The following is a 25,388-nucleotide window of genomic DNA, read 5'->3' as shown; positions in this document are numbered from 1 at the left end:
CACGCGGCCACACCGCTGCGACATGAATGACGAACGGTTTGACACTCTGTACCCTACCAGCGCAATTGCGCAGTCGCTCACAGAGTTGGCGCCGGTTTTGCTCATTTGTGGGCAACTGGCGGAGATTTAAGGTATTTCAGTTGTTAGAGGTTTTTAAAATAAGGCGCTAAGGAGACTGTAAATGACTGATAAGAAAGCGACGCTAACCATCAATGGCGGCGAAGCTCCGATCGAACTGGGCGTACTAACCCCAACGCTGGGTCCCGATGTCCTCGACGTCCGCGCCCTGGGTTCCAAAGGTTATTTCACATTCGATCCCGGCTTTACCTCCACCGCTTCTTGCGAATCCAAAATCACCTTCATTGACGGTGACAAAGGTGTTCTTCTGCACCGTGGCTTCCCGATCGAGCAGCTGGCGAAACAATCTTCTTATCTGGAAGTGTGTTACATCCTGCTGTACGGCGAAACTCCAACGCCGGAAGAGTTCGAAACCTTCAAGACCACCGTCACCCGCCACACCATGATCCACGATCAGATCACCCATCTGTTCCGTGGCTTCCGTCGCGACTCGCACCCCATGGCGGTGCTGTGTGGCGTAACCGGCGCGCTGGCGGCGTTCTACCACGATGCGCTCGACGTCAACAATGAACGCCACCGTGAAATTACCGCATTCCGCCTGCTGTCCAAAATGCCGACCGTGGCGGCGATGTGTTACAAATACTCTCTTGGCCAGCCGTTCGTGTATCCGCGCAACGATCTGTCTTATGCCGGTAACTTCCTGCACATGATGTTCGCCACCCCGTGTGAAGAGTACGTGGTGAACCCGGTGCTGGAACGCGCCATGGATCGCATCCTGATCCTGCATGCCGATCACGAGCAGAACGCGTCCACCTCTACCGTGCGTACCGCCGGTTCCTCAGGCGCCAACCCGTTTGCCTGCATCGCGGCCGGTATTGCTTCCCTGTGGGGGCCGGCGCACGGTGGCGCCAACGAAGCCGCACTGAAGATGCTGGAAGAAATCAAAACCGTTGAACACATTCCAGAGTTCATCAAGCGCGCCAAAGACAAGAACGATTCGTTCCGTCTGATGGGCTTCGGCCACCGGGTGTACAAAAATTACGATCCGCGCGCCACGGTGATGCGTGAAACCTGTCACGAAGTGCTGAAAGAACTGAACAAGAAAGACGATAACCTGCTGGCCGTGGCGATGGAGCTGGAACACATCGCGCTGAACGACCCGTACTTCATCGAGAAGAAACTGTACCCGAACGTCGACTTCTATTCAGGCATTATTCTGAAGGCAATGGGCATTCCGTCCTCGATGTTCACCGTGATCTTCGCCATCGCGCGTACCATAGGCTGGATCGCCCACTGGAACGAAATGCACGACGAAGGCATCAAGATCGCCCGTCCGCGCCAGCTGTATACCGGCTACGCCGAGCGTGATTTCAATTCTCAGTTGAAGAAATAACGCCGCATTGACCCAGATTGAATCTGACAACGCCGCCCATCAGGGCGGCGTTTTTTTATTAACCACTACCAGCGGTTAATGCTGGCAATTTGGGCCACCGTCAAACAAGACAGGCATTATCAACACCCGCCACCAGCGGTTAATGCTGGCAATTTGGGCACCAGTAAAACGGCCGCGACGACAGCGTGGTTTTCACGATCATCGCTCCGCAGCGCAGGCACGGCTCGCCGCTGCGATGAAACACCTTAAAGCTGAACAACGCCCCATGATGCACATCGTCATTGGCCTGACCACGCGTCTGATAAGATAATCGCGGTAATGCCAATATTGCCTGCGCCAGACGTTGCAGCGCATCGGCAGACAAGTCCCGCGGCCGGTGTTGCGGCGCCAACTGCGCCAGCCACAGGATTTCCGCCCGCAGGTAGTTACCCAGCCCCGCCAAAAATGCCTGATCGAGCAACAGCCCGCCCAACTGCCGCCGGCAAAATGCTGGCGCAAGCAAACGTTGTGTAACCTGCCGTTGCGTCAAGGCCATATCCAGCACATCCGGGCCGATGCGCTGTAAAAACGGATGCATGGCTATCTCTTCCCGCGGGCCGAGGGTGATATCCGACGCGCTGTACAGCAGAATCGCCTGCTGCGCCGTTTGCAACCTCACCCGCAGATCGCGCTTGGTCGTCGGGGTTTCCCCGGCCTTCGCCACTTTCCATACGCCATACAGCTGGTTATGGCTGTACAGCGTTAACCCATTGGAAAAATGCGTCAATAGCGCCTTGCCGCGCGGTTCAATCGCCACGATCCGCTGACCGATCAGCTCTGGCTGGTAGTGCCTTAACTGCGCAAAGGCGAACCAAACCTCGGTCAGCGGCTGCTCCAGCACCGCCGCCGCCAAGCTATCTGCCGCCCGGCGAATTTCCGGTCCTTCCGGCATGCTAACGTCTCCTGATACGGGGGTTAATGCGTAGCGCCCCCGCCGATTTTCAAATCATGCTCCACCTGCAGGGCGATGGAAATCGCCAGCTCCAGGGCAAACAGCACGGTGCCGGCAGCCATGCTTGGCGCACCGGGATGCGCCGCCGCCTGTTCCGGCAGGTAGGGAATATGAATGAACCCGCCCTTGATGTGTGGCCGATGGTGCAAATGGTGCAGCAGACCGTACATCACATGGTTGCAGACAAAGGTACCGGCGGTCTGCGATACCGACGCCGGAATACCCGCCTCGCGCATTGCCGTTGCCATTGCCTTGATCGGCAGACTGCTGAAGTAGGCCGCCGGGCCGTCGGCGACAATCGGCTCATCGATCGGTTGCTGCCCCTGGTTATCCGGGATGCGCGCATCGTCGACGTTGATCGCCACCCGCTCCAGCGAAATATCGCTGCGGCCGCCGGCCTGACCGATCGCCAGCACCAGCAGCGGCTCGACCTCGTCAATCGCCGCGTTCAGCGCCTCACGCGCCGCGCCAAACACGCACGGCAACTGACGCGCCACTACCCGTATGCCGGCCAGTTGCATATCGTTCAGTTGCCTGACCACTTCCCATGAAGGATTCACACGCTCGCCGTCAAACGGTTCAAAGCCGGTTATCAATACTTTTTGCATGCGCTCTCCTACAGGAACATCAAGAAATACAGCAGGAATACGTTGACCAGCAACAGCAAGGCACCGGTCGGGATCTGCGCCTTGATCACCGCATTTTTGTCCGGCAACTCCAGCAGTGCTGCCGGCACAATATTAAAGTTAGCCGCCATTGGCGTCATTAGCGTACCGCAATAGCCTGAAAACATACCAATTGCCGCCATCACCGCCGGATTACCGCCGTGCTGCAACACTAAGATGGGAATACCGATACCGGCGGTGACAATCGGGAAAGCGGCAAAGGCGTTGCCCATTACCATGGTCAGCACCGCCATGCCAATAGCGTATACCGCTACCGCAATAAAGCGGTTATCCACCGCCAGATACTCCTGCGTCAGGTGTGAAATCGCCGTGCCGACGCCCGCCACGGTAAACAGCAGACCGAGCGTGGCCAGGATCTGCGGCAGGATAAACGCCCAACCGATCGAATCCAGCAGACGTCGCGCCTCCTGCAACGGCTGCGTCGCGCTTTCACGGGTCATCCTCACCGCAATGATACCGCCGAGCACTACCCCCAATGCCATGGAAAACAGCGTAATCAGGGTGGAGTGATTGCCCGGGCCAAACACCGCCATTTGCAACGCCGGAATATTATTGAACAGCAGTACGCCGACGACCGTCACCACCGGTATCGCCAGCGCGGGAATAAACAATCGGTTACCGAGCCGCTTGGCGCTAACCTCACGCTCCTGCGGCGTACGCTGATGATAACTGCCAAGGCGCACACCGCCGAAGCCGGCAATCAATGCCATCACCACCACCAGGCCGCCGATGGCGATATGCAGATAACGCTTGGCCTCTGCCCCGCTGCCGAACAGCGCGTAAGTCCAGTCACCCACCAGGAACACCAGGCCATAAAGCCCCCAGAACAGGGCGGTAGTCACACGCCGCGGATTGGCGCGATCGCGCAGCGACATCGCGGCGATAATCACCAGTACCACGCCGGCCAACCAATACAGATATTGCTGCTGAAAATGCATCATGCGTCTCCCTTGCTCTGCAGCGCCGCCTGATTAAGCTGCGCCAGTTCGGCGCTGAGCTGCCGGTCCATGCGATACAGACGGAAGGAATGGATCAGGAAGGCAAAAATCGCCGTCGGAATCCCCCACAAAGCGATATGCAGCGGCTCGGTCTGAATCCCCCCCGATTCCAGCATAAAATTGTGCATAAAGATGATGGCGCCGAACGCCACAAAAATATCTTCGCCAAAGAACAGCCCGACGTTGTCGGTTGCCGCCGACATGGCACGCAGGCGATGTCGCACGCGCTCAGGCAGTTCGCCGTAACGGTTCTCCGACGCACCTTCTGCCATCGGCGCCAGCAGTGGACGCACCATTTGCGGGTGCCCGCCCAGGCTGGTCAGCCCCATCGCCGCGGTAATTTCACGTACAAACAGATAGACGATCAGCAAACGACCGGCGGTGGCACTTTTGATCTTGGCGATCCATGCCTGTGCGCGTTCTTTCAGTCCATGGCGTTCCAGCAAACCGATAACCGCCAGCGGCAACAGCAATATCAGCGGCAGGTTGCGGGTATTGAGAAACCCCTCCCCCAGCTTTTCCAGAATCTGCGCCAGCGGCATAAATGCCGCCAGCCCGGTGACGATACCGGCGGCGATCACCACCAATACCGGATTAAAGCGTAAAACAAAGCCAACCACGATGACGGCAATGCCGATCAGTGGCCAGAGATTAACCACCTGTTCCATAGTGTTTCCCTTTTATGATGTTAGTAATGTTGTGTGCTGACTGCTGACAACGGCAGAACGTAGCGAAAACATGCCGTTGAAGTGGCGGCATAAAGCGCCGACAAATCAAATGTTCCCCTGGCATCCCCTGGCCTGCCCCGCAGGATAATCACCGGTAGCAGCTTTCGCTACGCCAGCCGCCAGGCTGTCGTACCCGACGGCAACCTGGTCATCAATCTGGCGTTATTATTATTCTGCGCTAACGCTAATATTATGTTTTTTAAAGCTTTCACGCAGTTTTCTTGCATATTCCAACGCATGTTCGCCGTCGCCGTGCAGGCAGACGGTTTCGGCCTGAACGGCGGCCCACTTACCCTCCACGCTGCGCACGCGATGATGGCGCACCATTTCCAGCGTTTGTTGCAACGCGTGCTCATCGTTATCGATCAGCGCCCCCGGTTGACCACGCGGCACCAGCGTGCCGTCAGCCAGATATCCACGATCGGCAAACACCTCCTGCCGCGTTGCCAGCCCGAGTCGTTCCCCGGCGCGGATAAGCTCGCTGCCGGCCAGGCCTACCAGCCGCAGCGCCGGGTCAACCGCCTGCACCGCGCGGGCTATCGCCTCCGCCAGTGCAGGTTCGACCGCCGCCTGGTTGTACAACATGCCGTGTGGCTTCACATGTACCATCACTGCGCCTTCCGCCCGGGCAATGGCGGCCAGCGCCCCCAACTGATACACCACCTGTGCAAACACCGTTTCCGGCGGCAGTTGCATACGCGTGCGACCAAAGTTTTCGCGATCGGGGAAACTCGGGTGCGCGCCGATGGCTACGCCGTATTGCTGCGCCCAACGTACCGACTGCCGCATGGTTTGCGCATCGCCAGCATGGAAGCCGCAGGCAATATTGGCGGAGCTGACCAATTGCAGCAGCGCCTGGTCATTGGCGCAGCCTTCACCGAGATCGGCGTTTAAATCAACGAACATTCAACCCCCAGGCAATTTGTTGGATAAAATGATCCTGCTCGGCTTTGGCGCGCTGCGCCTGCGCCACGCTGCAAGGAATGAAATGGATCGGTTCGCCCAGGCGGATCTGCGCCAAATGGTAGAGATCGGCTTCGATCACGCAGGCAATCCGCGGATAGCCACCGGTGGTTTGCGCATCGGCCATCAATACGATCGGCTGCCCGTTGTGCGGCACCTGCACCACGCCCGGCAGCAGGCCGTGCGACAGCATTTCGCGATCGGTGGTACGCGCCAGCATCCCGCTGCCATGCAGTCGATAGCCCATGCGGTTGCTCTGTGGACTGAGCTGCCAGGCGGTACGCCAAAATTCCTCCTGTGCCTCCGGCGTAAACTCGTCGTATTCCGGCCCCGGCATGGCGCGAATGCGGTTGTTGAACAGCAGTTGCTTCACCCCAACCGACGTGGCCGGCAACGAGGCACTTTTGCCTAACGGCAGGCGATCGCCATCTTTCAACAGCCGTCCCTCCAGCCCGCCAAAGGCGGCTTTCAGATCGGTGCTGCGTGAACCGAGCATTTCTGCAACCGCAATGCCACCGGCCAGCGCCAGGTAGCTGCGCATGCCGCGTTTGGGCTGACTCAATACCAGCTTCTGACCCTTTTTGACCGCATAACGCCATCCGGTCCACAGCGGTTTGCCATCCAGTTGCGCATCGCAACCCGCCCCGGTCAGCGCTATCCAGCCGCTGCGGGTGAATTCGGCGCTGAACTGGCCCAGGGTGATTTCCAGGCCGGCGGCGTCAGGCGCGTTGCCCACCAGCAGGTTGGCAATTTTAAGCGCGGGTGTATCCAACGCCCCGCCCTGGCTGATACCCAAACGACGAAAGCCATTACGGCCCAGATCCTGCACCGTGGTGTAAATGCCGGCGCGTAAAATATTCAACATACGCCCTCCTTTTGCGGCACAAAGCGCACGTTGTCGCCGGGGCGCAGCAGCGTAGGCGGCATTTCAAGCGGATTGAACAGCGCCAACGGCGTACGGCCAATCAGTTGCCAGCCGCCCGGCGTCGCCAGCGGATAAATGCCGGTCTGGCTGCCGCCGATGCCCACCGAACCGGCGGGTACCGACAGACGCGGCTCGGCACGACGCGGCGTGGCAAGGCGTTCCGGCATGCCGCCAAGGTAGGAGAACCCCGGCTGAAATCCCAGGAAATACACGATATAGTCTGCCGAGGCATGGCATTCGACCACCTGCTGTATCGTCATGCCGGTATGGCGCGCCACGTCGGCCAGATCCGGCCCCTGTTCGCCACCGTAAACCACCGGAATATCCACCTGGCGTGATTCCGGTACCAGCGTTTCATTGCTTTCCCACCCCTGTTGCAATAATACCAGCATCGCTTCGGCATCGGCCTGCGGCGTATCCAGCATCAAGGTCAGATTATTCATGCCTGGCACCACTTCGCGAACCTGAGGATGGTGGTTGAGTTTTTCCGCCAGCGCCCAGATGCGCTGCTGGCTGGTCAGCGTCACCGGTGGCGCCAGTTCAAGCACTACCGCTCTTTCACCCAGTAGGTAATAACGTGCTCGTTGCACCCTTATGCTCCTTGTACCCGTGGTATTGCAAACCGCAGCACGGCTGCCGTTTGAAACCCATCAGGGGATTTATTATTTGTCTGCGTATCAGTTATGCTCGACAGGGCTCTGGCTGTCAATAGAACGCAACCATTGAGAAAATAAGGAGATAGGCCGGTAAAAGGATTCAGCCGGCGCGGTGGCCGGGCTGATCCTGAAGAGAAAAAATCAGGCGGGATTAGGGATATCGATAAAGGTCACGTCAAAACCATGCTGCTGCGCCAGCCATTCTCCCAACGCCTTGACGCCACCACGCTCGGTGGCATGGTGGCCGGCAGCAAAGAAGTGCACGCCCATTTCCCGTGCGCTGTGAATGGTTTGTTCAGACACTTCGCCGCTGATAAAGGCGTCAACGCCGAAGCGCGCCGCGCTGTCGATAAAGCCCTGTCCGCCGCCGGTACACCAGGCCACCCGACGGATTTGCGCCGGCGCGTTGTCACCGCAGTGCAACACCGTACGCCCAAGGCGGCTTTCTATCCGCTGCTGCAATTGCTCACCGCTCAATGGCTGAGTCAGCTCCCCGTACGGCACCAACGGCTCCACTTCACCGATCGCACCAATGTCCAGCATCTGCGCCAACTGTGCGTTGTTGCCCAATACCGGATGCGCATCCAGCGGCAGATGATAGCCGTACAAATTGATATCATTGCAGAGCAGCGTCTTCAAGCGGTTGCGTTTCATGCCCCGCACCGCCGGCGCTTCGTTTTTCCAGAAGTAGCCATGGTGCACCACAATGGCGTCAGCCTGCTGTTCAACCGCCGCGTCCAACAGCGCCTGACAGGCAGTTACCCCGGTGACGATGCGCTGCACCTGTGGCCGCCCTTCCACCTGCAGGCCGTTGGGCGCATAGTCCTGGAACGCCGCGCAGTTAAGTTCGTTGTTGATCAGTTTTTCCAGATCGAGGTTATGCATGGATTTCTCTCTTTAAAATTAAAACGTCTGCCGATCGCCCTGTTCCATCATGATAAATTTCACGCCGAGATCGTTCCCCTGATCCAACTGTCGTTTAATGGTGGTGCGCACATCGTCACCTTGCCTGATGCTCGGCTTGACGTGGCTTATCACTACCGGCAGGTCTTGCAGCGAACCGTCGCCGCCGCTGTACTTTTGCAGGTTATGCAGCTCTTTTAGCAGCCAGTCCGGCGTCAAATGACCATACAGCTGATTGTCCGCCACCCCGTTTGGGTAAGAGGTTTCGATAATCATCCCCTTCAACTTTTTTTGCTGGATCAGCGGACCTAACGCACGCCAGACGGTATCCAGATGACGCGACTGCTCCACCGCGTCCGGCCCGGTATCGCCGAAGTAGGCAAATGCGCCGCTGCGATCGGACAGCAACACCATCGACGAAGGGTAACGATCGTGACTGAGGGGGTAAAGTACGCCACTCAGCCCGGTAGTGCCGAAGGTGAAACGCTGCTGCTCCCGCACCGGCTGCAAACGGTAGGTTCCCAGCCGGGCGCCGTTGCCGGAATCGGTGAAGTTGGGCCAGACCTTCCAGTTGAAGTAGTGATTACGCAACGTCAGTACGGTATCTGAAGAGGCATAAAGGGTTTTCTTGTTATCTTCCGGCGCCGCCAGCACCAGGCCCGCCAGGTGGTCGAGATGCGCGTGACTGATAAAATAGCCGCCAATCAATTGACGAAACACGTACCCCTGCGGCGTATAGGGCGCAGCCAGTTGAGGTGTGACCTGGGGGAAACTGCCCTTTTCAAGCCCTTTGGCGATGCCGGGCAGCAATGAGCCGGCGTCCAGCGCCACATACTGTGTCTGTCCGTCGCTGCGGATCAGGTAGGACGTCAGATTGCCGTCGCTGATGCCACCGTTTACCCCCAGTGCGACCACGTCAAAACCGGCCATCGCCAGCGCCGAGTAACCGCTCAGACAAACGGCCAACACCTTCTTCAACATACTTCGCTCCTTGCTCGCGTTACCCTGCTCCTCGCTTCGCCGCGTCAAACGCTGCCAGCGTGGCCAGCCGGGCCTGTGGGTGATCGACAATCGGCAACGGATAATCCAGCACTCGTTGCTGTTTTTCCGCCCAACGGTGGGGCTGATGGAGTTCATTGTCGGGCACATCCGCCAGTTCGGGCAACCACTTGCGAATAAAACTGCCTTGTGGATCAAAACGTTTGCCCTGGGTGGTGGGATTGAAAATGCGAAAATACGGTGCGGCGTCAGTGCCCGTCGATGCTGCCCATTGCCAACCACCGTTGTTGGCGGCCAGATCGCCGTCCAGCAGTTGCGACATGAAGTAGCGTTCGCCGGCACGCCAGTCGATCAGCAAATCTTTCACCAAAAAACTGGCGGCGATCATCCGCAGACGATTATGCATCCAGCCGGTCTGGTTGAGCTGACGCATGGCGGCATCGACGATCGGATAACCGGTGCGCCCCTGCTGCCAGGCGAGGAAATTGTCAGCCGCCGGGTTCCAGCGTACCCGGTCTGTCCAGGCAATAAAGGGACGGTGGCGGCACAACGCCGGATTCGCCACCAGCAAATGACGGTAAAATTCGCGCCAAATCAGCTCGTTCAACCAGCAGAAAGCACCGCCGTGCGGATTGGCCAGCATATCTGGACATTCGGCACGCAGACGATTGACACATTGCCGTGGTGACAGCGCGCCGACCGCCAAATAGGGTGACAGAACGCTGGTGCCATCAACCGCAGGAATATCGCGTTGATGATGGTAGTCCTGCACCTGCTGCCGGCAAAAATGGCGCAGCCGGCGCAGCGCCGCCTCCTCTCCCGCCGGGAACCCGTCGTCAAGCTCAGCGGCAGGATAATCGAACGGCGCCGGCGGCGTGATGGCCTGCCACTGACCGCAGGACCGCTGCACGGGCGCCGGCAGACTGGCAATGTCAGACTCCGCCAAACGCGCCAGAAACGCCCGGCGAAACGGCGTATACATTTTATACATTTCGCCGTTACCGCTCAGTACGCTGCCGGGTGGTAGCAACAGACTGTCATCAAACGCCTGGCAGTTCACCATGCCGTTCAGACGCTGTTCCAGCTGGCGGTCGCGCCGTCGTTCATTCAATTCGTATTGGCGATTGTAAAACAGCGCATCAACGTGCAAAGCCTGACAGAAATCAGCCAGCCAATCGACGGCGGCGGCAAAATCGTCACATTGCTGGGTGACCAGCGGGATGCCGCGCTGCGCCAACGCCTGTTGCAGCTGCCGCAGCGTGGCGTGAATAAACGCCGCCTGACGCGCAGCCATATGATGTTGCCGCCATTGCTGCGGCGTGGCGATAAATACCGCCATCACCGTGGCCTGGGGATCGCGACAGGCGGCATACAGCGCCTGGTTGTCGGTGACACGCAAATCGTTACGCAACCAGACCAGATGGGTGGTCATAACACTCCTTTATGGTGAGCTATCCCTTTGCGGGTTGATAATATCGGCTGGCAGATCCCGGCCATCGCCGAGCGCTCAATGGCCGTAACGCAGCCGCAGCGCTTCCGGATAGGGCTCAAAATAACGTTGCTGCGCCAGATAGCTGTCGGGATATTCCGCCATATAATGTTTTAACAGGGTGATCGGTGCCAACAGCGGTTGCATTCCCTGACGATAACGGTCAATCAGTTGCGCCAGTTCTTGCCGTTGTGCCGCACTGAGCTGACGACGGAAGTAGCCTTGCACGTGCATCAGTACGTTGGTGTGGTTACGCCGCGTGGCCTTATGCGCCAGCAATTTCATCAACCGGCTGCGGTATTCCTGTGCAAAGGCGTCCAGCGACGACCATTGGTCGATGGCGGCCACAAAGCGCCCCAACTGGCGATATTCCATCTGTGAATGCGCCAGCAGCGACAGTTTGTAACGGCTGTGAAAAGCCATCAGCGCGCCACGCGTCAAACCCTGCTGCCACAGCATATTCAGTTCGTACAGCGTGTAGACGCGTTCGACAAAATTCTCCCGCAGCTGCGCATCATTCAGTCGGCCGTCCTCTTCTACCGGCAGCCAGGGCATCTGCCGCATCAGTTCGGCGGTAAACAGCCCAACGCCGCTTTTGCGTGCGCCCTCGCCGTGTTCGCCATACACCCTGACCCGTTCCATGCCGCAGCTCGGCGACTTGGCGCAGACGATGTAACCACATAAATGCTGCAGCGCCGCGACCCGTTGGGCGGAAAACTGCTGCATATCATCGGTAACATCCACCGTGCTGTCATTACTGTTGCACAACGCCGTTTGCTGGCCCTTTTTGACCAGCCGCAACGCTGGACGAGGGACTGGCAATCCCATCGCCATTTCTGGGCAGATAGCCTCGAATTGCACGAACGGTGCCAGCTGTTCCACCGCAAAGGCCAGCCGTTTATGGCCGCCGTCGAAACGCACTGCGCCCCCTAACAGGCAAGCGCTGATACCGATCGGAATTTTATCGCTCATGTTGGTTCCCTGCAGGATGGATTATGCTAAAAGTGTAGAATAATTCGTGAGTTAATACGACCTACCGAAGGTAATACGCTAAAAAATGGCGAAAAAAAACCCCCGCATGTCAATGCGAGGGTTGCAGGCACGGCAGCGCGGTTTAGTAAAAATCGCCAGACGCCAGCTCCGCCTGTTGCAGCCACACCGGTTTATCGCTGGTCTTGGACCAGACGCGGTGCAAATAGCTGTAGAACCGTGCGCGATCGGCGCGGAACAGCATGATCGGCAAAGCCAATATGCCGAGCAGGACTACTGCGCTGCGGCGCAGGAGAATCCGATGCAATGGATAAGCGTGATACAGGGACATGCGAACCTCCTTTGACCCTATTGTTTAACATCGCTGCCGCACGGCCTCAGCCGGTAAACCCGCGTTTACCGAATGGCCGGCTTGATACGATGCCAACAAATTGCGGGGTTAATATAACGCCGGCTGCGGGGCACAACGGTCAGGAACAGCTCAGCGTAAAAGAAAACGGGATAATGTGTTAACTGGACAAAATTTTAGCGCATCGGCTGAAAGTTTACTACTCATCCGACCACCAGATCGCACAAAAAATCACTCATTTACTGCTTATACTGAAAGTTTGTTACATAAAGGTTAACTAACAACCAAGGCTACGTTAATGGCAAGTTTACCTTGCGTAACGCATCGCCCTCTTTTTTTGCCGCGCACGTCGGCGTTTTTATACTTTTTTTACACCGGCCCACCCTATTTTTTCATCTTCTTTCTACCGCCCTCTCTACACTCCCGCTATCCAAACCTACACCTGTGGAGGTGTCCCGTGAGTTTCAGCGTCATAAGTGGTGCGCTGTTGGTTCTGCTGCTGTTGGGCTATCTGGTTTACGCGCTGTTTAATGCGGAGGATTTCTGATGGCTGCGTCGGCCTTTCTACTTATCGCCAGCTTCATGCTGGTTCTTCTGGTGCTGTCCCGCCCGCTGGGCAGCGTTTTGGCCCGTCTTATAGAAGGCGAACCACTGCCGATATTACGCCGCTTCGAAGCCGGCGTCTGGCGCTGCTGCGGCAACAACGGCGCAGAAATGCACTGGCGGCAATATGCCCTGGCGATCGTGATGTTCAACCTGCTGGGTATCGTACTGCTGTTTGCCCTGCTGATGGGGCAAGGCGCGCTGCCGCTCAATCCGCAAAGCTTTCCGGGATTGTCGTGGCATCTGGCGCTGAATACCGCCGTCAGCTTCGTCACCAATACCAACTGGCAGGCATACAGTGGTGAAAGCACCCTGAGCTATCTGAGCCAGATGGCAGGTCTGGCGGTGCAAAACTTCTTGTCCGCCGCCACCGGCATCGCCGTCGCGTTCGCGCTGATTCGCGCCTTCGCTCGCCGTTCAAGCGCCACCATTGGCAACGCCTGGGTAGATCTGCTGCGTATCACGCTGTATGTATTGCTGCCGCTATCGCTGATTATCGCACTGTTGCTGGTAAGCCAGGGCGTGCTGCAGAACCTGTCGCCATACCTGCACCTGCACACGCTGGAAGGCGCGCAGCAGATCCTGCCCATGGGGCCGGTAGCGTCGCAAGAGGCGATAAAAATGCTCGGTACCAACGGTGGCGGCTTCTTTGGTGTCAATTCGGCGCACCCGTTTGAAAACCCGACCGCATTGAGCAATTTCGTACAGATGCTGGCGATCTTCCTGATCCCATGCGCGCTGTGCTTTGCCTTTGGCCAGGTGGCGGGCGAAAACCGTCAGGGCCATGCGCTGATCTGGGCAATGGGGCTGATCTTCGTGGTGGCGGTAGTGGTGGTGATGTATGCCGAACTGGCAGGCAACCCGCATCTGAGCGCCCTGGGTGGCGCCAGCAACGCCAATATGGAAGGTAAAGAGTCGCGCTTTGGCATTCTCGCCAGCAGCCTGTTTTCGGTGGTGACCACCGCCGCCTCCTGTGGCGCGGTTAACGCCATGCATGATTCGTTCACCGCGCTCGGCGGCATGGTACCGCTGTGGCTGATGCAGATCGGCGAGGTGGTGTTCGGCGGCGTCGGTTCCGGCCTGTACGGCATGCTGCTGTTCGTGTTGCTGACGGTGTTTATCGCCGGGTTGATGATCGGCCGCACGCCGGAATACCTCGGCAAGAAAATTGACGTTTACGATATGAAGATGACCGCGTTGGCGATTCTGGTGACGCCAACGCTGGTGCTGCTGGGCAGCGCGCTGGCCATCGGCACCGCCGCCGGCCGCGCCGGGATCCTTAACCCTGGCGCACACGGTTTTAGCGAAGTGCTATACGCCCTCTCCTCCGCCGCCAACAACAACGGCAGCGCATTTGGCGGGCTGAGCGTCAACACCCCGTTCTACAACCTGTTACTGGCATTTGCCATGTTTGTCGGCCGTTTTGGCGTGATCCTGCCGGTGCTGGCCATCGCCGGTTCGCTGTGCGTGAAGAAGCGCCAACCGGCGGGCAACGGCACGCTGCCGACCACCGGGCCGCTGTTTATCGGCTTGTTGATCGGCACCGTACTGCTGATTGGCGCATTGACTTTCGTTCCGGCGCTGGCGCTAGGCCCGGTGGCCGAGCATTTACAGGTCTGGCTGGCACACTAACCGGCATAAAGAGAGAAATCGTATGACTCGCAAACAACGTGCGCTTTTTGAACCGGTTCTGGTACGGGCCGCGCTGCTCGACGCGGTGAAGAAGCTGGATCCTCGCGTCCAGTGGCGCAATCCGGTGATGTTCGTGGTGTATATCGGCAGCGTGCTGACCACCCTGATCTGGCTCAGTCTGCTGGCCGGTAAAACTGACGGCAGCGCCGCGTTTACCGGCAGTATCGCCCTGTGGCTGTGGTTTACCGTGCTGTTCGCCAACGTTGCCGAAGCGCTGGCCGAAGGCCGCAGCAAGGCACAGGCTGCCAGTCTGAAGGGCACCAGGAAAACCATTTGGGCTAAAAAGCTGGCCGCGGCGAAACGCGATGGCGCGACGGAAAAGGTCGCCGCAGACAGCTTGCGCAAAGGCGACATCGTGCTGGTGGAAGCCGGTGATACCCTGCCTTGCGATGGCGAAGTGCTGGAAGGCGGCGCGTCGGTGGATGAAAGCGCCATTACCGGCGAATCGGCGCCGGTGATCCGCGAATCCGGTGGTGACTTCTCCTCGGTTACCGGCGGGACGCGCGTGCTGTCCGACTGGCTGGTGGTGCAATGCAGCGTCAACCCCGGCGAGACCTTCCTCGATCGCATGATTGCCATGGTCGAAGGCGCCAAACGCCGTAAAACGCCGAATGAAGTGGCGCTGACCATTTTACTGGTGGCACTGACCATCGTGTTCGTGCTGGCGGTGGCCACGCTGTTGCCGTTCTCGCAATATAGCGTCAATGCCGCCGGCAGCGGCTCGGTCGTCAGCGTGACCGTATTGGTGGCGCTGCTGGTGTGTCTGATCCCGACCACCATCGGCGGGTTGCTGTCAGCCATCGGCGTCGCCGGCATGAGCCGCATGCTCGGCGCCAACGTCATCGCCACCAGCGGCCGCGCCGTTGAGGCGGCCGGCGACGTCGACGTACTGCTGCTGGATAAGACCGGCACCATCACCCTTGGCAATCGACAGGCTTCGGAGTTCCTGCCGGCCCCCGGCGTAAAAGAACAGGAACTGGCCGATGCCGCGCAGCTGTCTTCACTGGCGGATGAAACGCCGGAAGGTCGCAGCATCGTGGTGCTGGCAAAACAGCGCTTTAATCTGCGCGAACGCGACCTGCAGACCTTGAATGCCACCTTTGTGCCGTTTTCGGCGCAAACGCGGATGAGCGGCGTCAACGTGCAGGACCGCATGATCCGTAAAGGTGCGGTGGACGCAATTCGTCGCCACGTGGAGTCCAACGGCGGCCACTTCCCGGCGGCGGTAGATGCGCTGGTGGAAAGCGTGGCGCGTACCGGCGGTACGCCGCTGGTGGTGGCGGAAGGCCCCAGAGTGCTGGGCGTGGTCGCGCTGAAGGACATTGTCAAAGGCGGCATCAAGGAACGTTTTGCCGAATTGCGCAAAATGGGCATCAAAACGGTGATGATCACCGGTGACAACCGCTTGACCGCCGCCGCCATTGCCGCCGAGGCCGGGGTAGACGATTTTCTGTCGGAAGCGACGCCGGAAGCCAAGCTGGCCTTGATTCGCCAGTATCAGGCTGAAGGCCGACTGGTGGCAATGACCGGCGATGGTACCAACGACGCCCCGGCGCTGGCGCAGGCTGACGTCGCGGTGGCGATGAACTCCGGCACCCAGGCGGCCAAAGAGGCCGGCAATATGGTCGATCTGGACTCCAACCCGACCAAATTGATCGAAGTGGTGCATATCGGCAAACAGATGCTGATGACGCGCGGTTCGCTGACGACCTTCAGTATCGCCAACGACGTGGCGAAATACTTCGCCATTATTCCGGCAGCGTTCGCCGCCACCTATCCGCAGTTGAATGCGCTTAACGTGATGCATCTGCATTCACCCGCTTCGGCCATTTTGTCGGCGGTGATTTTTAACGCGCTGGTGATTGTGTTTCTGATCCCGCTGGCGCTGAAGGGCGTCAGTTACAAGGCGCTGAGCGCGGCGGCTCTGTTGCGCCGCAACCTGTGGCTGTATGGCGTCGGCGGTCTGCTGGTGCCGTTTGTCGGCATCAAGCTGATCGACCTGCTGCTCACCGTGCTGCACGTTGCCGGCTAAGCTCGAGAGGAGATAGTTATGTCTTATTTACGCCCATCATTGGTGATGCTTTTGTTACTGGCGCTGCTCACCGGTATTGCCTATCCGCTGCTGACCACCGGACTGGCACAGCTGCTGTTTGCCGAGCGCGCCGCGGGTTCACTCTTGTATCAAGGGGACAAGCTGGTTGGCTCCGCGCTGATCGGCCAGAACTTCAGCCAGCCGCAGTATTTTTGGGGACGCCCTTCTGCCACCGCTGATTCGGCTTATAATGCCGAAGCCTCTGCCGGCAGCAATCTGGCGGTTTCCAATCCGGCACTGGATAAGGCCATCGCCGAACGCGCCGCACAGTTGCGCCAGGCCAATCCTACTATGCGCGGGCCGATCCCGGTCGATCTGCTGACCGCCTCAGGCAGCGGGCTTGATCCGCAGATTTCCCCGGCAGCGGCGCACTATCAGCTGGCGCGGGTGGCGGCAGCGCGCCACTTGCCGCCGCAACGGCTCGCCGATTTGATCGAACAAAATAGCGAGCGCCCGATGCCGAATTTTATCGGTGAACCGGTGGTTAACGTGCTGAAACTGAATATGGCGCTGGATGCGCTAAAGTAATCGCAGGTTACGCGATAACATCAAGGGTCCGGCGTGCCGGACCCGTTTTGCGTTGAGTGACAAGGATCCGACATGGTTGATGAACAACAGCGCCCCGACCCCGATAGCCTGCTGGCCGCCGCCAACGAAAAGCCTCGCGGCCGGCTGAAGGTGTTTTTTGGCGCCTGCGCCGGCGTCGGCAAAACCTACGCCATGCTGCAGGAGGCGCAGCGCCAGCGCGCCCAGGGGCTGGACGTGCTGATCGGCGTGGTCGAAACCCACGGCCGTAGCGAAACGGCCGCTTTGTTGGCCGGCCTGCCAATACTGCCGCAAAAACGTATCCAGCACCGCGGGCGGGCCGTGCATGAGTTCGATCTGGACGCCGCGCTGGCGCGCCACCCGGCGCTGGTGCTGATGGACGAGCTGGCGCACAGCAACGCCCACGGTTCACGTCACCCCAAACGTTGGCAAGACGTGGAAGAACTGCTGGACGCCGGTATCGACGTACTGACCACCGTCAACGTGCAGCATCTGGAAAGCCTGAACGACATCGTTGGCGGCGTAACCGGCGTGCGCGTACGTGAAACCGTGCCCGATCACGTATTTGACGAAGCGACCGAAGTGGTGCTGGTGGATCTGCCGCCGGATGACCTGCGCCAGCGGCTGCACGAAGGCAAGGTGTATATTCCCGGCCAGGCTGAACGCGCTATCGAGCACTTTTTCCGCAAAGGCAATCTGATTGCCCTGCGCGAATTGGCCTTGCGCCGCACCGCAGACCGGGTGGACGATCAAATGCGCGCCTTTCGCGATACCCAAGGGCGCGAAAAAGTCTGGCATACGCGCGACAGCATCCTACTGTGCGTTGGCCATCACAGCGGCAACGAAAAACTGGTGCGCATCGCCGCACGGCTGGCGGCACGCCTTGGATGTGATTGGCACGCGGTGTATGTCGAAACGCCAACGCTGCACCGGCTGCCGGAAAATCGGCGACGCGCCATTTTACGCGCGCTGCGTCTGGCGCAGGAACTGGGAGCGGAAACCGCTACGCTGTCCGATCCGAGTGAGGAGCGTGCCATTTTGCGCTACGCGCGCGAGCATAACCTCGGCAAAATCATCATTGGTCGCCACGGCGAACAGCGCTGGAAATGGCGCAGCAGCTTTGCCGATCGGCTGGGGCAACTGGGGCCGGATCTCGATCTGGTGATCGTGGCGTTGGAACATGAACCGCCGTCGCCCCTCGCCAAAGAGGCCGACGGCCGCAATTTCAGTGACAAATGGCGCATCCAGCTACGTGGCTGTGCGGTGGCCTTTGCGCTGTGTGCGGCAATTACGCTGCTTTCGCAATGGTTGCTGCCGGGCTTCGATCAGGCCAACCTGGTGATGATCTATTTGCTGGGCGTGGTGATCGTGGCGCTGTTTTACGGCCGCTGGCCGTCGGTGCTGGCGGCGGTGATCAATGTCGCCAGCTTCGATTTGTTCTTCGTCCAGCCGCACTGGTCATTCGCGGTAAGCGACGTGCAGTATCTGCTGACGTTTGCGGTGATGCTGATCGTCGGCATCACCGTCGGTAACCTGACCGCCGGCGTGCGTTATCAGGCGCGGGTGGCGCGCTATCGCGAGCAGCGGGCGCGTCATCTGTATGAAATGTCGCGAGGTCTGAGCCAGTCACTGACTATCGAGGACATCGCCAGCGCCAGTCGTCATTTTCTTGCCAGCAGTTTCCAGGCGAAAGCGGTTCTGCTGCTGCCACAGGACGACGGCCATCTCAGGCAGATGGTCGGTGAAGAAGGTGGCCTGTTGACGGTGGACGACGCCATCGCTCGTTGGAGTTACGACAAAGGCCTACCTGCCGGTGCCGGCACCGATACGCTGCCCGGTGTACCCTACCAACTGCTGCCGCTGACCGCCTCACAGCAGACCTTTGGCCTGTTGGCGATTGAGCCGAATAACCTGCGGCAACTGATGGTACCGGAGCAACAACGCCTGTTGCAAACCTTCACCGTGCTGATCGCCAGCGCCCTCGAGCGTTTGCAACTGGCGCGCAGTGCCGCCGAAGCCAAACTGGACGCTGAACGCGAACAGCTGCGCAATTCGCTGCTGGCCGCCCTGTCCCATGATTTGCGTACCCCGCTGACGGTGCTGTTCGGCCAGGCGGAAATCCTCACGCTGGATCTGGCCAGCGAAGGTTCCCAACATGCGCAGCAGGCCAGCCAGATCCGTCAGCAGGTGCTGAGCACTACCCGGCTGGTGAACAATCTGCTGGACATGGCGCGCATTCAGTCGGGCGGTTTCAGCCTGCGTAAAGAGTGGCAATCATTGGAGGAGATCGTTGGCGCGTCGCTGCATATGCTCGAGCCGATCCTCAGCCAGCATGACATCAGGGTCGAGCTGCCCGACGACATGGTATTGATCAATTGTGACGGCAGCCTGTTGGAACGCGTATTCACCAACCTGTTGGAAAATGCCAATAAATATGCCGGGCACGATGCTATTATCGGCATTCGTGCTCGCACCTTGCCGGACTGGCTGGAAGTTGAAGTCTGGGATAACGGCCCGGGCATTCCACAAGAACAGAAACAGCGCATTTTTGACAAGTTTGCTCGCGGCAATAAAGAATCACCGATTCCCGGCGTCGGTTTGGGGTTGGCAATTTGCCGTGCCATTATTGAAGTGCACGGCGGCCGTATCTGGTCCGATGATGCCAGCCAGGGCGGAGCCAGTTTCAAGTTCCTGCTACCGCTGGAAAAAATGCCGGAGATGGACAGCGATGCTTTTGATCTGCCAAAACAATATTGAGGTAATGTGACCACTACGCCAACCAACATCCTGATCGTTGAAGATGAAAAAGAAATTCGTCGTTTTGTGCGTACCGCGCTGGAAAGCGAAGGGTTGCGGGTGTTTGAAAGCGAAACGCTGCAACGCGGGCTGATTGAGGCCGGCACCCGCAAACCGGATTTGATCATTCTCGATTTGGGGTTGCCGGACGGTGACGGTTTAAGTTTTATCCGCGATCTGCGCCAGTGGAGCGCCATTCCGGTGATCGTGCTGTCGGCACGCAATGCGGAAGAAGACAAGGTTTCGGCGCTGGATGCCGGTGCCGACGATTATCTCAGCAAACCGTTTGGCATCGGCGAACTGCTTGCTCGCGTGCGAGTGGCGCTGCGCCGCCACGCCAGCAGCCAGCAAGAAAATCCGCTGGTCACCTTTTCGGAGATCACCGTCGATCTGATCAACCGCCGGGTGCTGCGCAGCGGTGAAGAACTGCATCTGACGCCGATTGAGTTTCGCCTACTCACCGAGCTGCTGGCCAACGCCGGCAAAGTGCTGACGCAACGCCAATTGTTGAACCACGTCTGGGGGCCGAATTACGTCGAACACAGCCATTATCTGCGTATCTATATGGGACACTTGCGCCAAAAACTGGAAAGCGACCCGGCGCGACCTAGGCACCTCCTGACCGAAACCGGCGTCGGCTATCGTTTTATGCCCTGATACGGTGCGCTATTGGCATCACTCCCCTCCGTCGTCACAATGATAAATATGTGATCTTGGTTGGTAAAACCTTTCTGCCAGAGCCAATAAAAGGCGTTTAAAGGCAAAATCCAAAAGGTTTGCCCCCTCGGGCGCTCGTATGATACTCCCTCTGGAATAAAGTACATACGAGTGCTTATGAAACCGCAGACAATAATAAAAACCACGCTCGCCATCGCATTATTTTTTAGCTTATCGCTTGGCGGTCAGGCGCAAACCGTTTTACGGCTGGCGTATGCTGAAAATAGCCAACCGATAAAAGATGCCTTACATTTTCTCGGCAGGGAAATCGAGGAAAAAACCCAGGGCCAAGTCAAGGTTACCTATTTCCCGGACGGTCAGTTAGGCGGCGAACGCGAACTGGTGGAACTCACTCAGACCGGAGTGGTAGATATCACCAAGGTCTCTTCCGGGTTAATGGAGAGTTTTTCACCTTTATACGGCGTATTCTCCCTGCCCTATCTTTTTTCATCGAAAGAAGAATTTTATCGTGTGATGGATAATCCTGATGTTATGGATACGGTATATCAATCTACCGCAGCGCAAGGCTTTATCGGCATCGGTTGGTATGATTCCGGATCGCGTAACTTTTACATGTCCAAAGGGCCTGTCCGCACCATTGACGATCTGAAGGGCAAAAAGATTCGTGTCATGCAGAGCGTTACCGCAATACGCACCATGAAACTGCTCGGCGCGTCGCCAATTGCCATGGGGCAGGCGGAAGTTTATACCTCGTTGCAGCAAGGTATTTTAGACGGCGCGGAAAATAACGAGTTTGCCTTGACCATTGCCCGTCATGGCGAGGTAGCCCGTTATTATACCTATGATATGCATACGCGTATTCCGGATATCTTATTGATGAGCGCCTTGACGCTGGAAAAACTGACGCCCGAGCAGCAGCGTATCGTCAGTGATGCAGTGAAGGCGTCAATTGCTTTTGAAAAAGCCGCCTGGGATAAAGAAATAGAAAAAACCAGAGCGCTGGCAATCAAACAGTTCAACGTCGAATTCTTTGACATCGATAAAAAGCCGTTTCAAGCCGCCGTCCAGCCTATCTATGACAGCCTGAAAAGCACTCCGGTGCTTTATCAGCTTTACCAGACGATCGAAGCAGCAAAAAATTAACTCAGAGGCATATTATGCACGCCATCCGACAAGGACTTGATAAATTACTTGAAGCCATCTGCTGTTTATTGCTCACCATGATGGTGATCGTTTCATGCTGGCAGGTGATTAGCCGTTATGCACTGGGACAGCCCAGTACCTTTAGCGAGGAGCTATTGCGTTTTTCACTGGTGTGGCTGTCGATGTTCGGCATGGCTTACGCCGCGGGCAAACAGCAGCACATCAGCCTGACGTTCTTCCTCGACAAGATCCCGGGCTCGCTGCATTTTTTATGGGTGTCGTTATTGCAGGTATGCTTTGCGCTGCTGGCAATATACATACTGATTATTGGCGGGTTAAAAATATCATCTATTTCCATGCAGCAATTATCGCCAGCGCTCAATATTCCGATGGGCAGGGTTTATTACGCCTTGCCAATTAGCGGGCTGCTGATCATCGTCTATAGCGTACTCAATATTTATGATCTGATGCATGAAAAGCGTCGAGTCACTGTGTCACACAATAACAGCAACGGAGAGGCATTATGATTGACCCGGTATTGGCCTCTGGCGTAATGGTCTGCGTTTTCATGGTGTTACTGGCAATGAGCGCGCCAATAGGCTTATGTATTGTCGTGGCGTCCTGCTGTACCATGCTGCTGGTATTGCCTTTTGACATTTCGATGTTCGCGACGGCGCAAAAAATGTTTTCCAGCCTCGACAGTTTTTCACTGTTGGCGGTGCCCTTTTTCATTCTTTCCGGCGTGATTATGAACGGTGGCGGCATCGCGGCTCGGCTGGTCAATTTTGCCAAGCTGTTTACCGGTAAATTGCCGGGCTCGCTGTCTTATACCAATATTGCCGGCAATATGATGTTTGGCGCCATTTCCGGCTCGGCGATTGCCGCTTCAACCTCAATCGGCGGCGTATTGGTGCCGATGAGCGCGCGGGAAGGCTATAACCGCGAATTTGCCGCCGCGGTGAATATTGCCTCGGCGCCGACCGGCATGCTGATCCCGCCAACCACGGCTTTTATCCTGTATGCCCTGGCCAGCGGCGGCACTTCGGTTGCAGCCCTGTTTGCCGGCGGTCTGGTCGCCGGGCTGCTCTGGGGCGTCAGCTGCATGCTGGTGACCTGGTTTGTCGCCAAACGCCATAATTATATTAATTTCTTCACCGTGCAAAAGGGACTGCTCTGGAAAGTCACCTGGGAAGCGTTACCCAGCCTGTTGCTGATCGTCATTATCATTGGCGGGATCGTATTGGGTATTTTTACCGCCATTGAGGCCTCGGCGGTTGCGGTGGTATATACCCTGTTTTTAACCATGCTGGTTTACAAGACGCTAAAGCTGAAAAATATTCCCGCCATTTTGGTTCAGACGGCATTAATGACCGGCATCATCATGTTTTTGCTTGCCACATCGTCGGCAATGTCATTTGCCATGGCGATCACCAGTATCCCGGAAGCGCTCAGCAATATGATATTGGGTATTTCGGAAAACAAGCTGGTTATCTTGTTAATCATCACCGTTTTTCTGCTGATTATCGGCGCATTTATGGATATTGGGCCCGCCATTCTGATATTCACGCCTATTCTGCTGCCAATATTGGTCAAGGTCGGCGTCGATCCGGTCCATTTCGGCATTATTATGGTGTATAACCTGGCATTTGGCACCATCACTCCGCCGGTCGGTAGCGGCCTTTACGTTGGTGCCAGCGTCGGTAATGTAAAGGTCGAGGGACTGGTCCGTCCGCTGATGCCCTTCTATGTCGCCATCGTCAGTATGCTGTTGTTGATTACCTATATTCCTGAGCTCACGTTATTTTTACCAAGAATACTGGGCGTGATGTAGCGCCCATTTTAAACAGGCACTTCCCTCTGGGTTCAATAAAAATAAACAATGATAATTATTGAAAGGAATTTTACATGAAGAAATTCTCGGTACTGCTATTGCCTTTTTTCTCGTCCTCTGCATTCGCAACCTATGTGGATATTCGACATGAATATTTAGATGACAGCAAAGCCAACTACGATCGTGTCTATATCTCGCACCGTTTTGACAGCGGTTTCGGTTTCGCCTTGGAAGCCATCTCAAAGTCTGGCGGCGACGACACCAATAAGCCATTCAACGATATGGAAAGCCAGGGCAATGAGTACACGGCCAATTACCAGTTTAAATACCACGGCGTTGATATTCAACCTGGCCTGGTATTGGAAACCGGCAATGGTTATTCGGTTTACAAACCGTATATTCGTGCCACCAAGGTATTGAATGAGTCCTGGTGGATTGCGGGACGCTATCGTTTTGAGTATTTCCGCCGTTCTTCCGATCAGCGCGAAGATGATAAAATAAACCGTATTGATTTATGGGCTGGTTATAAGGTTAATAGTTGGGATTTTTCTGTGGAAGGTATCTATAAAAAAGCGGAAAAATATAATTTATATGATAACCACACCTATAACTATGAATACAATTTTAGAACGGCTTATCACATCGACGCCTGGTCGCCGTTTATCGAAATCGGCAACGTTTCGGTACGCAGCACCACCGATGAACGCCAAACGCGTTTTCGCGTCGGGTTAGGCTATACCTTCTAGGCAATGCGATACAATGAGCCTCGCCTATGAGGCTCATTGGCTATCAACCGTTTGCTGCAGGCCGCGGGCATTACGGCGCATCGGGGCCTTTCTTCAGACCGATCATGAAATCCTTGAACGCGTCACGCAGCGGCAAAAATAGCGGATGTTTGCGGTTTTCAATCATCACTTCAGAAAACAGCTTTAACCCAACGGCGAACGCCGCACTTTTTTCCTCACCAAAGTTCAGATCCTGGCGCGCCTGGATCCGTTCAACGATGCCGAGGATGTCATCATGGTTTTCCACTTCAAACACCAGCGGCGTTTTTTCTACCGGCTTACCCTGGCGATCGGTCAGCGCTTCAACGGTAATACGAAAACGGTGTCCCGGCATCAGCGGTTCTCCTCTGGCTGTTCCGCCTGCGCCACGGTGGTTTCGATGCTTTCCACCGCGGTCAATAGCGCCTGATTGATCTGTTCCACCTGCTGCTGGCTCAAGTCAGCACGCATCATGTTGCCACGCAGTACACGTTTCAGTCGCTGCATGGTTTCCGCGATACCTTCGGCCAGATTGCCTTCGCGGCGACGGCTCACGTCCGCCAGACGCGCAAAGATCACGTCCACTGCCGGCTGGTGCTGCGCCAGTTCTGCCTTGCCGGCATCGGTGATGTGATAGCTCTTGCGGCCCTTGCCGGTGGTGGTAGCGTCAAGAAAGTCCTGCTCTTCCAGCAGCGTCAAGGTGGGATAAATTACCCCCGGGCTCGGCACATACAGGCCGGAGGAGGCCTCTTCTATCGCCTTGATCAGTTCGTAACCATGGCTCGGTTTGCGTTCGACCAGTGCCAATAGCACCATGCGCAAATCGCCGTGTTCAAACAGGCGGTGCAGTTTATTGCCGCGGCCGCGGCCACGCCCGTGCTCTTCGCCGTGCGCGCCAAAATGATGGCGGCCGGCGCGCTGGTGATGACAGCGATGATGATCTTCGCCGTGATCGGCGTAGCGATCGCTACAACGACTGGCGCGAAAACGATGAAACATAATGTCTACCTCATGCTCAGTTTTAGATATATCGAATCTGGTTCGATATATCTAATCTAGATCGATATATCGAAATGAGCAAGCGGAAAAACAAAT

25 protein-coding genes are annotated in these 25,388 nt (G+C 57.1%); 11 read left to right on the top strand and 14 right to left on the bottom strand.

What is annotated here, in order from left to right; all coding sequences use genetic code 11:
- Positions 1 to 181: 181 nt before the first annotated feature.
- Positions 182 to 1,471, top strand: a complete 1,290-nt coding sequence (locus AC2AXP_RS01825; protein ID WP_004965815.1) for a citrate synthase — start codon at positions 182 to 184, stop codon at positions 1,469 to 1,471.
- A gap of 139 nt (positions 1,472 to 1,610) precedes the next feature.
- Here the strand turns inward: AC2AXP_RS01825 and nei are convergent, their stop codons facing one another.
- The 12 genes from nei to AC2AXP_RS01765 all read right to left on the bottom strand — a co-directional run bounded on the left by nei (position 1,611) and on the right by AC2AXP_RS01765 (position 12,130).
- A complete protein-coding gene (gene nei, locus AC2AXP_RS01820) occupies positions 1,611 to 2,402 on the bottom strand; it encodes an endonuclease VIII (RefSeq protein ID WP_004965817.1) in 792 nt (263 codons plus the stop codon).
- Positions 2,403 to 2,425: 23 nt separating this feature from the next.
- On the bottom strand, positions 2,426 to 3,070 hold the full coding sequence (gene pcp, locus AC2AXP_RS01815) for a pyroglutamyl-peptidase I (RefSeq protein ID WP_004965820.1): 645 nt from the start codon (positions 3,068 to 3,070) through the stop codon (positions 2,426 to 2,428).
- Between the two features lie 8 nt (positions 3,071 to 3,078).
- The gene (locus AC2AXP_RS01810) at positions 3,079 to 4,086 is read right to left on the bottom strand and encodes a DUF979 domain-containing protein (protein ID WP_039992837.1); all 1,008 of its coding nucleotides are present in this window, start codon (positions 4,084 to 4,086) and stop codon (positions 3,079 to 3,081) included.
- A complete protein-coding gene (locus tag AC2AXP_RS01805; RefSeq protein WP_004965824.1) occupies positions 4,086 to 4,814 on the bottom strand; it encodes a DUF969 domain-containing protein in 729 nt (242 codons plus the stop codon). The genes AC2AXP_RS01810 and AC2AXP_RS01805 overlap by 1 nt, the downstream gene beginning before the upstream one ends.
- A 228-nt stretch (positions 4,815 to 5,042) precedes the next feature.
- Positions 5,043 to 5,780, bottom strand: coding sequence for a 5-oxoprolinase subunit PxpA (gene pxpA / locus AC2AXP_RS01800; protein ID WP_371902051.1), 738 nt, complete (start codon positions 5,778 to 5,780; stop codon positions 5,043 to 5,045).
- Positions 5,770 to 6,702: a 5-oxoprolinase subunit PxpC gene (gene pxpC, locus AC2AXP_RS01795; protein ID WP_004965828.1), complete on the bottom strand. Its 933-nt coding sequence runs from the start codon at positions 6,700 to 6,702 to the stop codon at positions 5,770 to 5,772. The genes pxpA and pxpC overlap by 11 nt, the downstream gene beginning before the upstream one ends.
- The gene (gene pxpB, locus AC2AXP_RS01790; RefSeq protein WP_088499621.1) at positions 6,696 to 7,352 is read right to left on the bottom strand and encodes a 5-oxoprolinase subunit PxpB; all 657 of its coding nucleotides are present in this window, start codon (positions 7,350 to 7,352) and stop codon (positions 6,696 to 6,698) included. The genes pxpC and pxpB overlap by 7 nt, the downstream gene beginning before the upstream one ends.
- A gap of 207 nt (positions 7,353 to 7,559) precedes the next feature.
- The gene (locus AC2AXP_RS01785; RefSeq protein ID WP_004965833.1) at positions 7,560 to 8,303 is read right to left on the bottom strand and encodes a type 2 GTP cyclohydrolase I; all 744 of its coding nucleotides are present in this window, start codon (positions 8,301 to 8,303) and stop codon (positions 7,560 to 7,562) included.
- A gap of 18 nt (positions 8,304 to 8,321) precedes the next feature.
- Positions 8,322 to 9,302 carry an MBL fold metallo-hydrolase gene (locus tag AC2AXP_RS01780; protein ID WP_004965836.1) on the bottom strand — a complete coding sequence of 327 codons (981 nt, stop codon included), beginning with the start codon at positions 9,300 to 9,302 and terminating at the stop codon, positions 8,322 to 8,324.
- 19 nt (positions 9,303 to 9,321) lie between these two features.
- Positions 9,322 to 10,752 carry a deoxyribodipyrimidine photo-lyase gene (phrB, locus tag AC2AXP_RS01775; protein ID WP_484381390.1) on the bottom strand — a complete coding sequence of 477 codons (1,431 nt, stop codon included), beginning with the start codon at positions 10,750 to 10,752 and terminating at the stop codon, positions 9,322 to 9,324.
- 75 nt (positions 10,753 to 10,827) lie between these two features.
- The gene (locus tag AC2AXP_RS01770; protein WP_004965840.1) at positions 10,828 to 11,781 is read right to left on the bottom strand and encodes a YbgA family protein; all 954 of its coding nucleotides are present in this window, start codon (positions 11,779 to 11,781) and stop codon (positions 10,828 to 10,830) included.
- Between the two features lie 142 nt (positions 11,782 to 11,923).
- Positions 11,924 to 12,130 (bottom strand): YbfA family protein, encoded by a 207-nt coding sequence (locus tag AC2AXP_RS01765; RefSeq protein ID WP_004965842.1) that lies wholly within the window; start codon positions 12,128 to 12,130, stop codon positions 11,924 to 11,926.
- Between the two features lie 475 nt (positions 12,131 to 12,605).
- On the opposite strand from AC2AXP_RS01765, the gene AC2AXP_RS01760 reads away from it, so the two are divergent.
- The 10 genes from AC2AXP_RS01760 to AC2AXP_RS01715 all read left to right on the top strand — a co-directional run bounded on the left by AC2AXP_RS01760 (position 12,606) and on the right by AC2AXP_RS01715 (position 24,275).
- Positions 12,606 to 12,695 (top strand): K(+)-transporting ATPase subunit F, encoded by a 90-nt coding sequence (locus AC2AXP_RS01760; protein ID WP_039992361.1) that lies wholly within the window; start codon positions 12,606 to 12,608, stop codon positions 12,693 to 12,695.
- Positions 12,695 to 14,383: a potassium-transporting ATPase subunit KdpA gene (gene kdpA, locus AC2AXP_RS01755; protein ID WP_484381389.1), complete on the top strand. Its 1,689-nt coding sequence runs from the start codon at positions 12,695 to 12,697 to the stop codon at positions 14,381 to 14,383. The genes AC2AXP_RS01760 and kdpA overlap by 1 nt, the downstream gene beginning before the upstream one ends.
- Before the next feature lie 22 nt (positions 14,384 to 14,405).
- On the top strand, positions 14,406 to 16,475 hold the full coding sequence (kdpB, locus tag AC2AXP_RS01750) for a potassium-transporting ATPase subunit KdpB (RefSeq protein ID WP_484381388.1): 2,070 nt from the start codon (positions 14,406 to 14,408) through the stop codon (positions 16,473 to 16,475).
- Between the two features lie 18 nt (positions 16,476 to 16,493).
- The gene (kdpC, locus tag AC2AXP_RS01745) at positions 16,494 to 17,063 is read left to right on the top strand and encodes a potassium-transporting ATPase subunit KdpC (RefSeq protein WP_039992362.1); all 570 of its coding nucleotides are present in this window, start codon (positions 16,494 to 16,496) and stop codon (positions 17,061 to 17,063) included.
- 72 nt (positions 17,064 to 17,135) lie between these two features.
- Complete coding sequence (gene kdpD, locus AC2AXP_RS01740; RefSeq protein ID WP_273869081.1) at positions 17,136 to 19,838, top strand: two-component system sensor histidine kinase KdpD; 2,703 nt, start codon at positions 17,136 to 17,138, stop codon at positions 19,836 to 19,838.
- A 6-nt stretch (positions 19,839 to 19,844) separates the two neighbouring features.
- Positions 19,845 to 20,534: a two-component system response regulator KdpE gene (kdpE, locus tag AC2AXP_RS01735; protein ID WP_004965850.1), complete on the top strand. Its 690-nt coding sequence runs from the start codon at positions 19,845 to 19,847 to the stop codon at positions 20,532 to 20,534.
- Between the two features lie 177 nt (positions 20,535 to 20,711).
- On the top strand, positions 20,712 to 21,698 hold the full coding sequence (locus tag AC2AXP_RS01730; RefSeq protein ID WP_273869077.1) for a TRAP transporter substrate-binding protein: 987 nt from the start codon (positions 20,712 to 20,714) through the stop codon (positions 21,696 to 21,698).
- A gap of 14 nt (positions 21,699 to 21,712) precedes the next feature.
- Positions 21,713 to 22,225 carry a TRAP transporter small permease gene (locus AC2AXP_RS01725; protein WP_004965854.1) on the top strand — a complete coding sequence of 171 codons (513 nt, stop codon included), beginning with the start codon at positions 21,713 to 21,715 and terminating at the stop codon, positions 22,223 to 22,225.
- Positions 22,222 to 23,529, top strand: a complete 1,308-nt coding sequence (locus tag AC2AXP_RS01720) for a TRAP transporter large permease (RefSeq protein WP_004965855.1) — start codon at positions 22,222 to 22,224, stop codon at positions 23,527 to 23,529. The genes AC2AXP_RS01725 and AC2AXP_RS01720 overlap by 4 nt, the downstream gene beginning before the upstream one ends.
- Before the next feature lie 74 nt (positions 23,530 to 23,603).
- On the top strand, positions 23,604 to 24,275 hold the full coding sequence (locus AC2AXP_RS01715) for an oligogalacturonate-specific porin KdgM family protein (RefSeq protein ID WP_004965857.1): 672 nt from the start codon (positions 23,604 to 23,606) through the stop codon (positions 24,273 to 24,275).
- A gap of 70 nt (positions 24,276 to 24,345) precedes the next feature.
- On the opposite strand, the gene AC2AXP_RS01710 is transcribed toward AC2AXP_RS01715, so the two are convergent.
- On the bottom strand, positions 24,346 to 24,648 hold the full coding sequence (locus AC2AXP_RS01710) for a DUF3861 domain-containing protein (RefSeq protein WP_004965859.1): 303 nt from the start codon (positions 24,646 to 24,648) through the stop codon (positions 24,346 to 24,348).
- Entirely contained in the window at positions 24,648 to 25,292 is a 645-nt protein-coding gene (locus AC2AXP_RS01705) for a PadR family transcriptional regulator (protein WP_039992363.1), read from the bottom strand. Before AC2AXP_RS01705 ends, AC2AXP_RS01710 begins: the two co-directional genes overlap by 1 nt.
- Positions 25,293 to 25,388 lie beyond the last annotated feature (96 nt).

It is taken from the genome of Serratia sp. Sp408, assembly GCF_057180665.1.
The sequence above is the reverse complement of the archived record's forward strand: the minus strand, read 5'-3'. Positions and strand labels throughout refer to the sequence as shown.

What these genes read in the sequence shown, in the direction of transcription:
- AC2AXP_RS01825 (WP_004965815.1), top strand. Translation starts at nt 182, where the DNA reads ATGACTGATAAGAAAGCGACGCTAACCATCAATGGCGGCGAAGCTCCG.
- nei (WP_004965817.1), bottom strand. Translation starts at nt 2,402, where the DNA reads ATGCCGGAAGGACCGGAAATTCGCCGGGCGGCAGATAGCTTGGCGGCG.
- pcp (WP_004965820.1), bottom strand. Translation starts at nt 3,070, where the DNA reads ATGCAAAAAGTATTGATAACCGGCTTTGAACCGTTTGACGGCGAGCGT.
- AC2AXP_RS01810 (WP_039992837.1), bottom strand. Translation starts at nt 4,086, where the DNA reads ATGCATTTTCAGCAGCAATATCTGTATTGGTTGGCCGGCGTGGTACTG.
- AC2AXP_RS01805 (WP_004965824.1), bottom strand. Translation starts at nt 4,814, where the DNA reads ATGGAACAGGTGGTTAATCTCTGGCCACTGATCGGCATTGCCGTCATC.
- pxpA (WP_371902051.1), bottom strand. Translation starts at nt 5,780, where the DNA reads ATGTTCGTTGATTTAAACGCCGATCTCGGTGAAGGCTGCGCCAATGAC.
- pxpC (WP_004965828.1), bottom strand. Translation starts at nt 6,702, where the DNA reads ATGTTGAATATTTTACGCGCCGGCATTTACACCACGGTGCAGGATCTG.
- AC2AXP_RS01785 (WP_004965833.1), bottom strand. Translation starts at nt 8,303, where the DNA reads ATGCATAACCTCGATCTGGAAAAACTGATCAACAACGAACTTAACTGC.
- AC2AXP_RS01780 (WP_004965836.1), bottom strand. Translation starts at nt 9,302, where the DNA reads ATGTTGAAGAAGGTGTTGGCCGTTTGTCTGAGCGGTTACTCGGCGCTG.
- phrB (WP_484381390.1), bottom strand. Translation starts at nt 10,752, where the DNA reads ATGACCACCCATCTGGTCTGGTTGCGTAACGATTTGCGTGTCACCGAC.
- AC2AXP_RS01770 (WP_004965840.1), bottom strand. Translation starts at nt 11,781, where the DNA reads ATGAGCGATAAAATTCCGATCGGTATCAGCGCTTGCCTGTTAGGGGGC.
- AC2AXP_RS01765 (WP_004965842.1), bottom strand. Translation starts at nt 12,130, where the DNA reads ATGTCCCTGTATCACGCTTATCCATTGCATCGGATTCTCCTGCGCCGC.
- kdpA (WP_484381389.1), top strand. Translation starts at nt 12,695, where the DNA reads ATGGCTGCGTCGGCCTTTCTACTTATCGCCAGCTTCATGCTGGTTCTT.
- kdpB (WP_484381388.1), top strand. Translation starts at nt 14,406, where the DNA reads ATGACTCGCAAACAACGTGCGCTTTTTGAACCGGTTCTGGTACGGGCC.
- kdpC (WP_039992362.1), top strand. Translation starts at nt 16,494, where the DNA reads ATGTCTTATTTACGCCCATCATTGGTGATGCTTTTGTTACTGGCGCTG.
- kdpD (WP_273869081.1), top strand. Translation starts at nt 17,136, where the DNA reads ATGGTTGATGAACAACAGCGCCCCGACCCCGATAGCCTGCTGGCCGCC.
- AC2AXP_RS01730 (WP_273869077.1), top strand. Translation starts at nt 20,712, where the DNA reads ATGAAACCGCAGACAATAATAAAAACCACGCTCGCCATCGCATTATTT.
- AC2AXP_RS01725 (WP_004965854.1), top strand. Translation starts at nt 21,713, where the DNA reads ATGCACGCCATCCGACAAGGACTTGATAAATTACTTGAAGCCATCTGC.
- AC2AXP_RS01720 (WP_004965855.1), top strand. Translation starts at nt 22,222, where the DNA reads ATGATTGACCCGGTATTGGCCTCTGGCGTAATGGTCTGCGTTTTCATG.
- AC2AXP_RS01715 (WP_004965857.1), top strand. Translation starts at nt 23,604, where the DNA reads ATGAAGAAATTCTCGGTACTGCTATTGCCTTTTTTCTCGTCCTCTGCA.
- AC2AXP_RS01710 (WP_004965859.1), bottom strand. Translation starts at nt 24,648, where the DNA reads ATGCCGGGACACCGTTTTCGTATTACCGTTGAAGCGCTGACCGATCGC.
- AC2AXP_RS01705 (WP_039992363.1), bottom strand. Translation starts at nt 25,292, where the DNA reads ATGTTTCATCGTTTTCGCGCCAGTCGTTGTAGCGATCGCTACGCCGAT.